Origin of the sequence: Pseudomonas sp. MN1F, assembly GCF_009391885.1 — a bacterium.
Taxonomy (GTDB): domain Bacteria; phylum Pseudomonadota; class Gammaproteobacteria; order Pseudomonadales; family Pseudomonadaceae; genus Aquipseudomonas.
This window is the reverse complement of the sequence record NZ_VZII01000008.1, coordinates 175,016-190,115: the sequence shown is the minus strand read 5'-3', so window position 1 is coordinate 190,115 and position 15,100 is coordinate 175,016. Positions and strand designations below refer to the sequence as shown.

At 62.5% G+C, this 15,100-nt stretch carries 14 protein-coding genes; 12 read left to right on the top strand and 2 right to left on the bottom strand.

Annotated elements, in window-relative coordinates; all coding sequences use genetic code 11:
• Positions 1-3: 3 nt before the first annotated feature.
• Entirely contained in the window at positions 4-1,530 is a 1,527-nt protein-coding gene (locus F6X59_RS05535) for an O-antigen ligase family protein (protein ID WP_152955165.1), read from the bottom strand.
• Between the two features lie 293 nt (positions 1,531-1,823).
• Between F6X59_RS05535 and F6X59_RS05530 the strand changes: the two genes are divergently transcribed.
• From F6X59_RS05530 to F6X59_RS05475, 12 genes are all read left to right on the top strand, one after another.
• Entirely contained in the window at positions 1,824-2,024 is a 201-nt protein-coding gene (locus F6X59_RS05530; protein WP_152955163.1) for a hypothetical protein, read from the top strand.
• A complete protein-coding gene (locus F6X59_RS05525) occupies positions 2,021-3,487 on the top strand; it encodes an FAD-dependent oxidoreductase (protein WP_152955161.1) in 1,467 nt (488 codons plus the stop codon). The genes F6X59_RS05530 and F6X59_RS05525 overlap by 4 nt, the downstream gene beginning before the upstream one ends.
• Before the next feature lie 121 nt (positions 3,488-3,608).
• Positions 3,609-4,226: an acyltransferase gene (locus F6X59_RS05520; protein WP_152955159.1), complete on the top strand. Its 618-nt coding sequence runs from the start codon at positions 3,609-3,611 to the stop codon at positions 4,224-4,226.
• Positions 4,219-5,175, top strand: a complete 957-nt coding sequence (locus F6X59_RS05515; RefSeq protein ID WP_152955157.1) for a glycosyltransferase family 2 protein — start codon at positions 4,219-4,221, stop codon at positions 5,173-5,175. Before F6X59_RS05520 ends, F6X59_RS05515 begins: the two co-directional genes overlap by 8 nt.
• Before the next feature lie 8 nt (positions 5,176-5,183).
• The gene (locus tag F6X59_RS05510; protein ID WP_152955155.1) at positions 5,184-5,708 is read left to right on the top strand and encodes a serine O-acetyltransferase; all 525 of its coding nucleotides are present in this window, start codon (positions 5,184-5,186) and stop codon (positions 5,706-5,708) included.
• A 28-nt stretch (positions 5,709-5,736) separates the two neighbouring features.
• Positions 5,737-6,714 carry a glycosyltransferase family 2 protein gene (locus F6X59_RS05505; RefSeq protein WP_152955152.1) on the top strand — a complete coding sequence of 326 codons (978 nt, stop codon included), beginning with the start codon at positions 5,737-5,739 and terminating at the stop codon, positions 6,712-6,714.
• 7 nt (positions 6,715-6,721) lie between these two features.
• Positions 6,722-7,669, top strand: a complete 948-nt coding sequence (locus tag F6X59_RS05500; protein WP_152955151.1) for a DUF535 family protein — start codon at positions 6,722-6,724, stop codon at positions 7,667-7,669.
• 22 nt (positions 7,670-7,691) lie between these two features.
• On the top strand, positions 7,692-8,897 hold the full coding sequence (locus F6X59_RS05495; RefSeq protein ID WP_152955149.1) for a glycosyltransferase family 4 protein: 1,206 nt from the start codon (positions 7,692-7,694) through the stop codon (positions 8,895-8,897).
• Complete coding sequence (locus F6X59_RS05490; RefSeq protein ID WP_152955147.1) at positions 8,891-10,078, top strand: glycosyltransferase family 2 protein; 1,188 nt, start codon at positions 8,891-8,893, stop codon at positions 10,076-10,078. The genes F6X59_RS05495 and F6X59_RS05490 overlap by 7 nt, the downstream gene beginning before the upstream one ends.
• Positions 10,078-10,827 carry a WecB/TagA/CpsF family glycosyltransferase gene (locus tag F6X59_RS05485; RefSeq protein ID WP_152955145.1) on the top strand — a complete coding sequence of 250 codons (750 nt, stop codon included), beginning with the start codon at positions 10,078-10,080 and terminating at the stop codon, positions 10,825-10,827. Before F6X59_RS05490 ends, F6X59_RS05485 begins: the two co-directional genes overlap by 1 nt.
• A 196-nt stretch (positions 10,828-11,023) precedes the next feature.
• A complete protein-coding gene (locus tag F6X59_RS05480) occupies positions 11,024-12,445 on the top strand; it encodes an undecaprenyl-phosphate glucose phosphotransferase (protein WP_152955142.1) in 1,422 nt (473 codons plus the stop codon).
• A 251-nt stretch (positions 12,446-12,696) separates the two neighbouring features.
• Positions 12,697-14,142 carry a phosphoethanolamine transferase gene (locus F6X59_RS05475; RefSeq protein ID WP_372240309.1) on the top strand — a complete coding sequence of 482 codons (1,446 nt, stop codon included), beginning with the start codon at positions 12,697-12,699 and terminating at the stop codon, positions 14,140-14,142.
• Here F6X59_RS05475 and F6X59_RS05470 read toward each other — a convergent pair whose 3' ends face one another.
• Positions 14,143-15,087, bottom strand: a complete 945-nt coding sequence (locus F6X59_RS05470; protein ID WP_152955138.1) for a LysR substrate-binding domain-containing protein — start codon at positions 15,085-15,087, stop codon at positions 14,143-14,145. It abuts the gene before it with no gap.
• Positions 15,088-15,100: the final 13 nt, after the last annotated feature.

The window sequence follows — 15,100 nt, the reverse complement described above, 5'->3', positions numbered from 1 at the left end:
GAGCTACCTCGGTTGAAGGCTGATGGTGGTCACCTGACGGGTCTCTTCAGTGGCTTGTCGGCGCATCATCTGCAGGTAGGCGACGCTGAGCCCGGCAATTGACCAGTACACGATCGGGATGACGGTGATGCTGCTGACGGTGAAAATGGTGACCAGGATCCCCAGCAAGGTCGCCAGCAACACCCGCCCCAGCAGGCGATACGGGTCGGCGTTGTCGCTGATCGCGCGCATCGCCCTGTGGATGCCCAGCAAAATGCAGGCGAAAAAGCCCAGAAACAGCCCCAGCCCCACCAGGCCGATGCGCAGGGCCAGGCCGACGTAGGTGTTGACGATGTCGATGATGCCTTCGCCCTGGATCATCGATTGCATTTCCGGGGTGCTGCGGTAATCGAAGGAGCCGAACAGCGGGTTGCGCTGGATGACGATCCACGAATTGTCGAGCAGGCGTTGGCGGTAGGTGATGTTCTCCGTGTCCACCTTGCCGATGAAGGGCAGCAGGTCGAGTATCTTGTCGCCACCGGGCATGACACTCAGCAACGGTATGCTCAACACGCCGGCCAGGGCCAGTAACGCCAGGCGCGACACGGCGTGCCTGCCCAGCGCAATGAACACCACCACGATCACGCCTGCGCCGATCCACGGGCCGCGCGAGAGCGGGGCAAACAGCCCGGCGGCCAGCAGCAGAGCACCCATGTAGCGGTGCGCAGGCCGTTGCACGAAGTGCTGCACGAACAGGAACAGACCGATGGCCACGGCCATCACGTAGCCGAGCACGATGGCCTGCCCGGTGGTGACGCTGGCACGCAACGAGCCACCACGGCTCAGGTAGGCTTTCATGTCCCATTGCAGGCCCAGGGCATCGATCAGGGCGTTGTACAGCAGCCAGTGACGGACATACTCGGCAACCCCGAGCAGCGCCAGGAGGAAGCCAACCAGGACGAACGCGAGCATGGCGTCCTTGAAGTCACTGAGTTCACGCAAGCCTCGGCTGGCCACGTAATAGGGCAGGAACACATCGATGTACAGGCTCAGCACCTGGCGCAGCGTGTCGGTAACGGTGGTTTCGCGCAGCGCCAGCGCGCTGGTCAGCACCAGGCTGGCCAACAGCAGTTTATCGGGCAGCAGGCGGCCGAAGCGAATGCTGTCGCTTTGCTTGCGCAGCACCAGCGCTGCTGGCAGCAGTACGCACAAGGTCAGGACGCGTTGGTGGTTGATGTCGAACAGGTAGTTGATCACGCCAAAACCGGGTATTTCGGTCATCGCTGGTGGGATCAGGAACAGCAACAGGAAAAACAGCGCCAGCGGGTTGTGCTCGCGGCGCCTGGCGACCAGCAGGATGACCGTGGCGGCGCCGGCATACAGCCAGAAGCTGTGGGCAAAAAATGCCGCCAGGGTCAGGACAAACCACACGTTGCGGCGTCGCTTGAAGTCCGCCAGGGGGATCAGGTCCGTTGCCGGACGCCGGGCCATGAAGAAAACCACACTGGCCACAAGCAAAATGACGACCAGGGCTCTTAAATGTTCAGGCATGGGTTGTAGGCACCTATCCCTCGGTGGACTGGATGAAGGCTAGCATCGTGGCTAAATGAAACTATAGTGACTTCTAGCCATTCGGTCAGAGATTGAAGTCATGCAGTCGATTGAAGTTGTGGCGAAGCGAAGCTTTCAGCACAGGCGCGTGGCACTGGTTGTGCCTATGATTGCGACAGGGGCACGCTGTGCCGCGCTGTCGACGTGCTTTTTCGATTGACCCTGATGGTCGCCCGACAAGGCCCGCAGCAGAGCGCGGGGCATAAAAAAATCAATGGTATGGGGCTGTGATCATGGGGAAGCTGCAGTTTTGTACTCCCTTGCTTGGGCGCAGGGGCTTTGTTCGCAGTTGTGTCTTGTTGAGTGCCGGGGCGGCCGTGTTCGGTGTCTGCGCCAATGCCAATGCATCGCGTAAACCTGAGCCAAAAGGCGGCTTCGTCATCATCAATGGCTGGGTATTGCCGGTTGGCTACTTCCAGGACGCACGTTCATGATCAAGGACTACGAGGCCGACAAGTCCCTACGTGACATTTACGACTTCTGCATCCTCGGTGCAGGCCCGGCGGGGATCACGCTGGCCTTGCGCCTGGCCGATGCCGGGTGGAGCGTGGCCTTGCTCGAAGGTGGCGGGCGTGAGTACACACCGCGCTCGCAGGCGCTGTACAAGTGCACCTCCACTGGCCTCGAACTGTATCCTGGGGAAGCCCGCCTGCGTTACCTGGGCGGCACCTCCAATCACTGGATGGGGCGCTGCCGGCCCTTCACGGCTTCCGATTTTGCCGTGCCGCCGCCGGTCGACATGCCCGGTTGGCCGATCCCCTACGCTGAAATCGAGCGCTATCTGCCGGGTGCCATGGAGATCGTCGATCTGCCCCAGGGCGCGGAGTTTCGCGCGGTGAATCCGGGCCTGAAAGGTGGCGATTTCGATGCCGACCGGTTCCTGCTCAGCCCGCCAACACGTTTTGCGCAGAAATACGCCGCGGCGCTCGACGAAACGCCTGGGCTGGATGTGTTCATCAACTGCAACTGCGTCGACCTCCTGTTCGATCAGGCCCACGGCCAATTGAAAGCTGTTCAGGTGTCCGATTACGACGGCAAGCGTCAGCCGGTCACCGCGCGCAACTACATCTTGGCCATGGGCGCCATTGAAAACGCCAGGCAGCTGCTCAACAGCCAGTCGTTGGCGGAGGCGGGCGTCGTGCGCAAGGACGGCCTGGTCGGTCGGTGCTTCATGGAGCACCTGAATATCGACATGGGCAAGTTCATCCTGCGCAGCGGGGAGGACGCCGAGCCGCGTCAATACTTCACCACCGATGCCTTCGTCGCCGAATACCACGCCGGCAAGGGCAATGTTCTGGCGTCTGTGCTGGAGGATGTGCGGACCTACGGCCGCACGGCCGAAGTGAAGCACTTCCTGGAAAACCTGGCCTGTGAAATGGGCGTGGCCAGCAAGATCGAATTCGTGGCCAAGTTCAGCTGCCCGGGCGATGGCGTGATCACCACGCTGATCGAGCAGTTCCCCAACGTTCAGAGTCGTATCTCGTTGCTCGACGAAAAGGACGACCTGGGCGTGGCCAAGGTCAATGTCAACTGGGTGTTGAGCGCCGAGGACCGGCACACCATCAAGTGCATCGGCAACGAACTGGCCAAGCAGTTCGCCGAAATGGGCCTGGGTTTCATCAAGCTCAGCGATTACGTCTACGACACCAGCCTGCCGCTGGTGTTGTCGCCGCATGCGCATCACATGGGCACTACGCGGATGGCGGCCGCGGCCAAGGACGGCGTGGTCGATATCAACTGCAAGGTGTTTGGCACCGAAAACCTCTATATCGCCGGCAGCAGCGTGTTCGCCACCGGCGGGGCTTCGAACCCGACAATGCCACTGCTGCAATTCGCCTTGAGGCTGGCCGACCACCTCAACGAGAAGATGCGCGCGGCAAAGGGGGCGGCAGCCTGAGCTCGTTGAACTGAAGTCGCGGTGTGTAAGGGTTGAGTGCAACAGGGTCAGCACCCACAAGAACGAGACCGTGTTCGCCTCAGGGACAGTCCAGGATCGCTTGAATTGCGAGGCTTGCCATATGTTTGGATGGATACGCAGTGCAGTGGCGCATTATGCCAACACCACCGGGCGGGGCGTTACGGCCTACCTGAAACTGTGCAAACCCACACCGAGGCAGTGGGGCGAATTTCAGTGCCGATGGGGCAAGTTCTATTCGGTGGGCAGCAATTTTCACATGAATGTCGGTTGCAACGTGACCGACCCGGCCCTGGTACGCATCGGCAATAACGTCGGCTTGTCCGATTGCACACTGATCGGCCATGACGGCGTGGTGGCGCTGATCGAAATCTGCTACGGCGGGAAGCTGGACTCGGTCGGTTTCATCGACGTCAAGGACAACAGTTTTGTCGGCCATGGCGCGATCGTCATGCCACGGGTGACCATCGGGCCTGATTCGGTGGTGGCTGCCGGCGCTGTGGTGACCAAGGACGTTGCGCCAGGGACGGTGGTCGGCGGCAACCCGGCCAAGTTCCTCTGTACCACTGAAGACCTGATCAAGCGGGTCGAGGAGCGCTGCAACACCTACCCCTGGATAGACCTGATCAAGCAGCGCAAAGGCTCCTACGACCCGTCGCTGGAGTCCACCTTGGCGATGCACCGGCGTCGCTATTTCTTCGGGGACGGCAGCAATGGATAAGAAGCCTGTCGATGTGATGGTGGTCAACTTCAACACCGCGGCGTTGCTGCAGCCGATGTTCGATGCACTGCGCGCCGCAGGCGGTGAGGCGTTGGCCAGCTACCTGGTGGTGGACAACGCCTCGGTCGACGACTCTGTGGAGCGCCTGGGCAAGGTCTGCCCGCAAGCCTTGTTGCTGAGCAACACGCGCAATGTCGGGTTCGGCCGCGCCAACAATCAGTTGCTGGCGCACCTGCAGGGCAAGTACGCGCTGCTGCTCAACACCGACGCCTTCGTGGCCGCCGACAGCCTGCAGAAAACCGTCGATTACATGGAAGCACACCCGGAGTGCGGCATTCTCGGGGTGCGCCTGGTGGGCCGGGACGGTGATCTGCAACCCAGTTGCCGCTATTTCCCGACACCCTTGAACGTGTTCGTCGGGCGCACCGGGCTCGGGCGTTTCTTCCCGGGCCTGAAAATGGTCGATGAAATGGACTGGGACCACGCCTCGGTGCGTGAGTGTGACTGGCTGCCGGGTTGCTTTTACCTGGTGCGCCGGGAAGTGCTCGACCAGGTGGGCCTGTTCGACCCGCGTTACTTCCTCTATTACGAGGAGGTGGACCATTGCAAGCGGGTGAAGGCAGCCGGCTGGAAAGTGGTGTACTTCCCCGACACCACCGTGGTGCACATTGGCGGTGAAAGCTCCAAGTCGGTGGCCGAACTGGAAGCGGCGAGCCGGCAGATATCCGGTTACCAGATCGAGAGCGAACTGCTGTATTTCCGCAAGCATCACGGTGTAACGGGGCTGGCCTTGCACATGCTGCTGGTGAGCCTGGGCGACCTGGTGCTGGCGCTCAAGGCATTGCTCAAAGGCCGCGGCCTGGCTGCGATCAAGGTGTGCTGGCGGCACACCCGCGCCACCTGGTCGCTGTTGTTCAAGACCCAGTTTGCCAGCCAACCCACACGGTAGGTGAAAGCATGTTCGATAACATCCGTGCAGACTTGCGCGCTCATGGTGGTGATTGGGGCGCCCAGGGGTTCTGGGTGCTGGTGGTCTATCGTTTTGGCCGCTGGCGCTATGGCGTGCGCCCGGCCTTGCTGCGCAAAGTGTGCTCCTTCGTCTACAAGGTGCTGTTCAAGTTCGTGCAGATCATCACCGGGGTCGAGTTGCCCTGCGAGGTGGTGATTGGCCGCAACTTCGTCATCGACCACTTCGGCGGCATCGTCATCAGCGGCTATGCCCGTTTTGGCGATGACTGCCGGATCCGCAACGGCGTGGTGGTGGGCCTGAAAAATGTCGACGAACCGATCGCCCCGGTGTTCGGCAACAACGTGGACATCGGCGCCGGGGCCAAGGTGCTGGGCAATATACGCATCGGTAACAACGTGGCGATAGGCTCGAACGCGGTGGTGCTGACCGATGTGCCGGACAACTCCCTGGCAGTGGGGGTGCCCGCGACCATCAAGACACGCAAGCACAGCGACGCGATGCAGTACACCTGACCTAGCCCGAAGCTGACGAGTGAGGCCCATGGAGACAGGCATTGGAGTGGTGGTGATCGGCCGCAATGAAGGCCAGCGCCTGGAGCGCTGCCTGGTGTCCCTGATGGGGCGTGCGGACCAACTGGTGTATGTGGATTCCGGCTCCTCCGACGGCTCGGTACAGCTGGCGAATCGTCTGGGCGTTGAAGTGGTGGCGCTGGACATGACCCAACCCTTTACCGCGGCACGTGCGCGTAACGAGGGCTTTGCCTGCCTGCAAGGCATTGTGCCCGGCATCCGCCATGTGCAGTTCGTTGACGGCGACTGTGAAGTGGATGCCGGCTGGCTGGGCAAGGCCCAGGCGTTTCTTGACCAGCACCCGGACGTGGCAGTGGTGTGCGGGCGCCGCCGCGAACGCTTCCCGCAGCGCTCGGTGTACAACCTGCTCTGCGACCTGGAATGGGACACGCCAGTGGGGGAGGCCAAGGCCTGCGGGGGCGATGCGCTGATGCGTGTCGACGCCTTCATGGCGGTGTCCGGTTTTCGCCCTGACCTGATTGCCGGCGAGGAGCCGGAGCTGTGCGTGCGCTTGCGTGCAGGTGGCTGGAAGGTCTGGCGCCTGCCCGATGAAATGACCCTGCACGATGCCGCCATGACCCGCTTCGGGCAATGGTGGCGGCGTAGTCTGCGTGCCGGTTATGCCTATGCCGAAGGCGCTTACCTGCATGGGCAGACGCCGGAACGCCATTGGCTGCGTGAATCGCGGCGCGCCTGGTTGTGGGGCCTGCAGCTGCCACTGGCGATCCTGGCGGTGAGCCTGTTGTCGGGCGGTTGGGGGCTGTGGTTGTTGCTGGTCTATCCGTTGCAGACCGTGCGCCTGGCACGCCGGGGCGGGCGCTCGACGCGGGAGAACTGGTGGCAGGCGGTGTTCCTGGTGCTGGGCAAGTTCCCGGAAATGCTCGGCCAAGTGAAGTTCCTGCTGAACAGGTATGCGGCCGGCAAGGCGCTGCTGATCGAGTACAAATGACATGACGATGACGTTCAGATCGCTGGCCAAGAGCGTGCTCACCCTGCAGCCCGGCTATTCGCTGCGCGCGCTCAACAACAAGTTCAAGTTGACGGTATCGATGGCGCGGGAGTGGTCCGGCTTGCAGGCCTTCGCCCAGCGCATGTCGCGGGCGCTGGGCCAGGACCGCTTCGAGCGGCTGGGCGTCGACTGCATTGGCGTCGTTCAGTGGCCCTACATCAGCAAGTGCTGGAGTGCCCCGCAGCGGCTCGAAGCGGTGGCGTCGCACTATGAAGTGGTCGCTGCGCACTGTGCCCCGTTGCTGCTGTTGCGGCGTGACGAGCAGCGGCAGCTGTGCGACCTGTCGGTGTACTCCAGCGGTTGCCGCCTGGTGCTCGACCGGCCGATCTGGTTTCAGCGCGAAGGGGAACTGGTGATCAACCTGTTCCAGGGCGATCTGCGTGTGGCCTCGCTCGCCTTTACCTTGTGCCGTGACGCTGCCGACCTGTGCTTGTTTATCGGCGCAGTGCAGGGCATCCACAAGGGCGTGGACAGCGAGACCTCGCTGACCATCTACCGCGACCTGACCAAGGATTTCGAAGGCCTGCGCCCCAGAAGCCTGTTGATCGAGGCGATAAAGTGCGTGGCAAGAACGGTGGGTGCCGTGCGGATCTATGCGGTGGGGGATGAGTACCGCCACCATCGCCATCCCTATTTTGGCGCCGACAAGCACCAGGACCTGGCGGCCAACTACGATGTGATCTGGCAGGAAAATGGCGCTGGGCCATCGGACCGCGAGGACTTTTTCACCATCCCCCTGGCGCCCGCGCAACGCGCGGCAGAGGAAGTCGCGGCGAAGAAACGGGCCATGTACCGCAGGCGCCATGCGTTGCTGGATGACGTGTTTGGCCAGATACAGGCCACCTTGGCCGGCAGCCCTGTGCAGCAGGGCACGGCAGACCTGGCCCTTCAGTAAACGAACATAGATTCGGGGCACTATGCGTATTGCTTATTTCATCAATCAGTATCCCAAGGTCAGTCACAGTTTCATTCGCCGCGAAATACTGGCGCTGGAGCGCCAGGGCATCGAGGTTCAACGCATCGCCTTGCGTGGCTGGGATGCCGACCTGCACGACGCCGAAGACCTGGCTGAACGGGACAAGACCCGTTACGTGCTGCAGGAGGGGTTGAGGGGCTTGCTCAAGCCGTTGTGCGAGGTTGCGCGGGCACAACCGAAGCGGTTTCTTGGCGCACTGCGCCTGGCGCTTCGCCTGGGCTGGCGCGCTGATCGCCCATGGCCTTACCACCTGGTCTACCTGGCCGAAGCGTGCCGGGTGGTGCAATGGTTGCAGGCATCCGCAGCGGAACATGTGCACGCGCATTTTGGCACCAACTCGACCGAGGTGGTGATGCTGGCCAATGCCCTCGGCGGGCCGGCCTACAGCTTCACCGTGCATGGGCCGGAAGAGTTCGACAAGGCGCAGCTCCTGCACCTGGGCGAGAAGGTGCGCCGGGCTGCGTTCGTGGCTGCCGTCAGCTCCTTCGGTCGCAGCCAGTTGTATCGCTGGGTGGCGCATGAGCACTGGGGCAAGGTCAAGGTCGTGCATTGTGGCCTGGAGCGCAGTTTCCACGAGGGGGCTTTGCTTGCGCCGCCCGCTGCGCCCCGGCTGGTTTGCGTGGGGCGCTTGTGCGAGCAGAAAGGCCAGTTGCTGCTGATCGAGGCGGCACGCGCGTTGGCGAGCCGGGGCGTGGACTTCGAGCTGGTACTGGCCGGCGATGGTGAGTTGCGTGGCCCGATCGAGGCACTGATCGCCCGGCATGGCTTGCAGGCGCAGGTGCGCATCACCGGCTGGATCAGCAGTGCGCAGGTGCGGGAGGAAATCCTCGCCGCGCGTGCCTTGGTGCTGCCCAGCTTTGCCGAGGGTTTGCCGGTGGTCATCATGGAGGCCATGGCGCTGCGTCGGCCGGTGCTTACCACCTACGTGGCAGGCATTCCCGAACTGGTCCGCCAGGGTGAGAACGGCTGGTTGTTCCCGGCTGGCTGCGTCGAGGCGTTGACCGAGGCCATGCTCGACTGCCTGCAGCAACCGGTGGAGGTTCTGCAACACATGGGCGAGGCTGCTTACCAGCGCGTGCTCAAGCGCCATGACATCGATACTGAAGCCGCCAGGCTGGTCAGCCATTTCAAGGTGGCGACATGCTGACCCTGTTGAGCGGGGTGCTGGGCCTGGCGGTGCTGCTGGTCCTGTTGCCGACCCTGGTGCTGTTCACCCAGGTGGTGCTCGCCTGCCTGCCTGCGCCTGTGCGGGTCGCCCGGCAAGGTGCTCGTGCGCGGGTGGCGGTGCTGGTGCCCGCGCACAACGAGGCATCGCTGATCGCCTCCACACTTGCCAGCATCAGGCCGCAATTGCGTGGGGGCGACCAGTTGCTGGTGGTCGCCGACAACTGCACCGACCAGACCGCGAGCCTGGCCCGTGCGGCGGGTGCACAAGTGGTCGAGCGCCAGGATCACCAGCGTCGGGGCAAGGGCTACGCACTGGACTTCGGCGTGCAGCACCTGCGCCAGTCGCCCCCCGAGGTGCTGATCATCATCGACGCAGACTGCCAGGTCGGCGCGGGTGCGATTGAGCACTTGGCGCGCTGTTGTGTCGACAACGCCCGGCCCGCGCAAGCGCTGTATCTGATGCATGCACCTGCCGGTGCAGGGCTGAAGGTGCAGGTAGCGGCGTTTGCCTGGCGGGTGAAGAACCTGGTTCGCCCGCGTGGCTGGGCACGGGCGGGTTTGCCCTGCCAGTTGATGGGGGCGGGCATGGCCTTTGCCTGGCAAGACGTGTCGGCCGTCAACCTGGCAACCGGGCACCTGGTCGAAGACCTGAAGCTGGGCCTGGAGTGCGCCGCGCTGGGCAAACCGCCGCTGTTCTGCCCGGACGCTGTGGTCAACAGTCACTTCCCCACCAGCCAGGAAGGCCTGAGCATTCAGCGCAAGCGCTGGGAACATGGCCACCTGGGGGTGGTGCTGGCCGAGGGGCCCGCGCTGCTTGGGCGCGCGTTGTTGCGGCGTAACTGGCCGCTGCTGGGCATGGCCATGGACCTGCTGGTGCCGCCGCTGGCCTTGCTGTCCTTGCTGCTGATGGTGCTTTTTGTGGTCACCTGGCTAGCGTTTGGAGTATTCGGCGTGCTGATGCCAGCGCTGCTTGCCACGCTGGCCCTGGGCCTGCTGGGCGCCGCCGTCGTGCTGGCGTGGGCGCGCTTTGCACGGGAGCTGATCCCGTTTTCGGTACTGATGTACGCGCCGTTCTATGCCGCGAGGAAAATCCCGCTGTACCTGGGGTTCCTGCTCAAGCGCCAGGTGGACTGGGTGCGTTCGAAACGGGATGACAGCTGATGCGAGAGTGGGCCTGGTTGCAACGCTGGAAGACGGTCATGGGCAAGCTGCGCCTGGTCCAGGACGCAACGGACGAGCAACGCCTGCTCGCCTCGCTGTGTTCACCGCAGCGGGCTACCGTGCTGGGTTTCGTCAACGCCCATGCCTTGAACCTGGTCGCCGCCAAGGCTGATTACGGCCAGGCACTGGCGGCCGCTGACGTGCTGCTGCGCGACGGTGCCGGCATGGCGATATTGCTGCGGCGCCTGGGGCTGGCCCCCGGGCTCAACATGAATGGCACGGACTTCATCCCCAAGCTGCTGGCGGCCTTCGAGGGCAGGCGCGTGGCATTCTGGGGGACGCGCGAGCCGTTCCTGGCCGAGGCCGCGCAACGTTGCCAAGCGCAGTATGGCGTGCACGTGGTGTCACGGCACGATGGTTTTGCCGAGGTCGACACGTACCTTGGCCTGGCCCAGGCACAACAGCCCGCGCTGATCGTGCTGGGCATGGGGATGCCCAAGCAGGAACAGGTGGCCGTTCGGCTGGCGGCGCTCGACAGCCCCTGCCTGATCGTGTGTGGCGGCGCCATTGTCGACTTTCTGGGAGGCAAGGTAACGCGGGCACCCCACTGGGTGCGGCGGCTGAACGGTGAGTGGGTTTTCCGCTTGCTCAAGGAGCCCAAGCGCCTGTTTACACGTTATGTGGTTGGCAATCCGTTGTTCCTCTTGCGTGCGCTGCTGTATGCCAGAGCGCCTGTGCATCGGGGGTAGTCGTGAAGCTTGATGCTGCCTGTCGGCGCGCTTGATCTGCCCCGCAGCAAACGCCGGGTGCTGCTACAGTGATATCAATCGACGCTACGCGCCGAGCTGCAAATTTTCAAAGGTTTTTCAGGTACCTGAGGTGAGTTTCCATCGCTACGTTGTGATGGTCAGGCAATTGCCACGCACAGATCAGTGAGGCCTTACGATGGTTTTCGAACCCAGAAGCAGTCGGTCGTTGCTCCAGCGAAGAAGTAGCGTCAGCAACGCTGTTCAAGCGGGCCTTGATGGGATTGCCGTCACCAGTGTGGCGTGGTACCTGATCTACGACCAGTTCGGCTACATCACCTCAGACTACGTGATCATGCTGCTGCTGCTGATCGGTGCGCTGGCAGTCATTTATGACCACTACGCCATCTACCGCAGCAATGTGGGGCTCTCGGTAAAGGCCTTCAGGCTGTTCAAGGCCTGGTCGGCGACGTTCTGTTTCCTGGTGGTGATCGCGTTCCTGACCAAACAGAGCGAAACCTATTCACGGCTGCTGGTCGTGCAACTGTTTGTCATTGGCTATATCGTCCAGTTGTTCCTGCACGTGGCCATGCGCGAATTGCAGAAGCGCTTCACTGCCCATGCGCGGCTGGATAACGCGCTGATCATCGGCAATGGCGACCTGGCCAACTTCCTGTATCAGAAGATCAGCAACAACCCGTGGTTCGGTGAGCGGGTGATGGGCTGCATCTGGGTCGACCAGGAAGAAGATCAGGCCCGCGAGACGCAAGATGCAAAGTCGCGCCTGCCGGTGTTGGGCAGCATTGCCGACCTCGACGAGATCATCGCCCAGCATGGCATCCGCACGGTCTACCTGGTTACGCCCCTTGGGGGGTCTGCGGTCATTCAGGATGTCTACCTCAAGTTGCTCGACAAGTGCATCGCGGTCAATTGGGTACCGGACATCTTCTCGCTGCGGCTGATCAATCACAGCGTGCGCGAAATTGCCGGGATTCCGGTGCTGACCCTGTCGGAAACGCCACTGACCGGGACCAGCCTGTTCCTGAAAAACCTTGAGGACCGCGTGCTGGCCGCGCTCATCCTGTTGTGCGCCTCGCCGGTGTTGCTGGCGGTCGCGGTGATCATCAAGTTGGACAGCCCTGGGCCGGTGTTCTTCCGTCAGGACCGCACGGGCTGGACCGGGGAATCGTTCCGTATCTGGAAGTTCCGCAGCATGCATGTGCATCAGCCGGAAAACGGTGTGGTCGAACAGGCGCAGCGCAATGACCCGCGGCTGACCCGGGTCGGGGCATTCATCCGGCGCACCAGCCTCGATGAGCTGCCGCAACTGTTCAACGTGCTGACCGGCGACATGTCGCTGGTCGGCCCGCGGCCCCATGCCTTGCAGCACGACAACTTGTATTCACCGGACATCGTCGATTACTTCGCCCGCCACAACATCAAGCCTGGCATGACCGGCCTGGCGCAGGTGCGCGGGTATCGGGGTGAAACCAAGGACATCGAGCAGATGATCCAGCGGGTCAATTCGGACATCGAGTACATCAACAACTGGTCGTTGTGGCTCGACTTCGTGATCCTGGTGCGAACGGTCAATGCCTTCACCGGCAAGCAGGCTTATTGATGCCTGCATGAAAGGCGGCGTAAAGGGGAGGGGGCATGAGCAACTTGCCAGCGAGAAGGGCGGGTGCCGTCGGGCTGTTGAAAGCCGAGTGGCCCTCGCTATTACTTTGGGCATTTTTGTTGTCGCCGCTGTTCGCCAGGCTGTTGGCGGATTGCCAATGCGCGAAAGTCGACTTGCTGGTTTTGTACACCTTTGCCATATCATTCTTGTGGCTGCTGGCAATCCGCTTCGTATCCGCCAATCAGTTCAAGGTGCATCTGCTGCTGTTGCCCTTCTATCTGCTGGCGAGCATCGACCTGTTCGTCGTGCTGAACTTCGGTTCGCGGCTGACGGCGGCGTATCTGTTCATTGCCTTGACCAACTACAAGGAAGCGACCGACTTTCTGGCCACCTACTGGCGTTCTATCGCCGGCACACTGGCCCTGTTCGCACTCTGCTACGGGGTGGGGCTGGCCGGGCTGCATGGGCGTCGCCTGTACCGCAACAAGGCCATCCATGTGCTGGCGCTGGGGGGATTGCTGCTGGGCTATGGCGCTTATTTTTACAAGACCGTCAAGGCCAACTCACTGGGTAAAGGTGCAGTGCTCGACCTGGTGGCGAAAGACCAGAGCACGCCGGTAGGCTACCTGTCGCAGATCGGCCTGACGGCGACCTTGTATGTGGAGTCCAAGGGGTACATCAAGCAGCGCCTGGAGTCGGAGGTGAAGATCACCAGCATCTCTGACCAGGCCGACATCGAGACATTGGTGTTCGTCATTGGTGAATCTTCGCGCCCGCACAACTGGTCGTTGTACGGCTACCACAACAGGACCACGCCCCACCTCGATCAGCAGCCGGGGCTGTTCAAGTTCAACCGCATGTGCACCACCGCGCCCTACACCTCGGTTGCCGTGCCTTCGCTGCTGAGCCTGGAACCCATCCGCGACTGGGATCTGATCGCTTCGAACAAGTCGTTGGTAGGGATCTTCCGTGCGGCCGGTTACGACACGTACTGGCTGTCCTCGCAGGAGGTTGACAGCTTTGGCGGGATCATTCCGCAGATCGCCGCAGAAGCTCAATACCGCCAGTACCTGGAGCGCAGCTATGACGGTGCGCTGATACCGGCGTTGCAGAACGTGCTGGGCAAGGCCAATGGGCAGCGGCAGGCGATATTCATCCATATCAAGGGCAGCCACTTCGAATACGCCCGGCGTTTCCCAAGTGACTTTGCCCAGTTCAAGCCTGCCAGCGACAGCCAGAAAGACCGGATCACGGCCGATTACGACAACTCGGTGCTGTATACCGACTGGCTGCTGTCCTCGATCATGCAGCAACTGACGGCCAGCCAGAAGAAAGCGCTGCTGGTCTACTCGTCAGACCATGGCGAGAACCTGCTGGATGACAGCCGGGCACTGCTGGGCCATGGCATGGGTAATGAATACGACCTGTCGACCTCGGCGTTTGTCTGGTCCAGCGGCAACCTCTCGCCGGAGCAGTCGGGCAAATTGGAGAAGCTCAAGGCCAGGGAGGACCAGCAGGTCAGCATCGCCTCGCTGCCGCACACGCTGCTGAACATGGCTGGGATATCGATGCCAGGCTATGACAGCACCCAGGACTTGCTCAGCGATGACTACAAGAGCTCGGAGTGCCCGCATCTGCTCGGTACCGGCTATGTGCCGTCGTTCAACTTCGACATCAAGCACATTGCCGCCGAGTGATCAGGCAGGCAGCGCCATCGGGTGCAAGGTGCGGAAACCTTGCGCTTCCTCCACCAGCCAGTCATGCACTGCACGGGCGCCGGGCTGGTTCAACCCGCCCGGCGGGTAGTGCACCATGTAGCGCTTGTGGTTGGCGATGGGGTGGCCGAACGGCACGATCAAGGCGCCGCGCTCAAGCTCGTCATTGAGCAGCGTACGCCGCGCAATGGCCACGCCGATGCCGGCGATCGCCGCTTCGATGGTCAGGTGGTTGCGGTTGAAGGTATGCCCTCGGCGCACGTCCAGCCCGCTGGCGCCGATGCCCTCCAGGTAGAACTCCCACTCCGCGTATTCCGAGCTGCCGCGCCAGGCGGTGATGTCGTGCAGCAGCGGGTAATGCGCCAGGTCTGCCGGGCCATGCAGCGGTGGGCGGCCACGCAGCAGCGCGGGTGAACAGACCGGGAAGATCTGCTCGTCCAGCAAGGGGGTCGACAGCATGCCGGGGTAACTGCCGTCGTTGAGGTCGATGGCCAGGTCGAAGTCGCCGGGGTGCAGGGCCTGGGCGCTGTCTTCGGCGACCAGGCGCAGCTCGATGTCCGGGTAGCGCTGCTGGAAGCGCGGCAATCGAGGGGTGAGCCACTTGGCCAGAAACGACGGGATCGACCGCAGGCGCAGGGTGCCGCGGATTTCCCCGGCATCCAGGCGCAACAGTTCAGCCTCGATGCTGCCATAGGCCTCGGTCACCGTCTGCGCCAGGCGCTGGCCTTCGGCACTCAGCTCCACGCCGCGCGCCCGGCGCAGGAACAGTTTGTAGCCCAGGCGTTCTTCGAGCTGGCGCATCTGCTGGCTGACCGCACCAGGGGTGATGTGCAGTTCTTCGGCGCAGCGGGTGAACGACAGGTGCCGCGCCGCGCAGGAGAAGACATGCAGCCAGACGAACATCTGGCCATTGAGTTGTCGTCGCATTGTTTAGTACTAC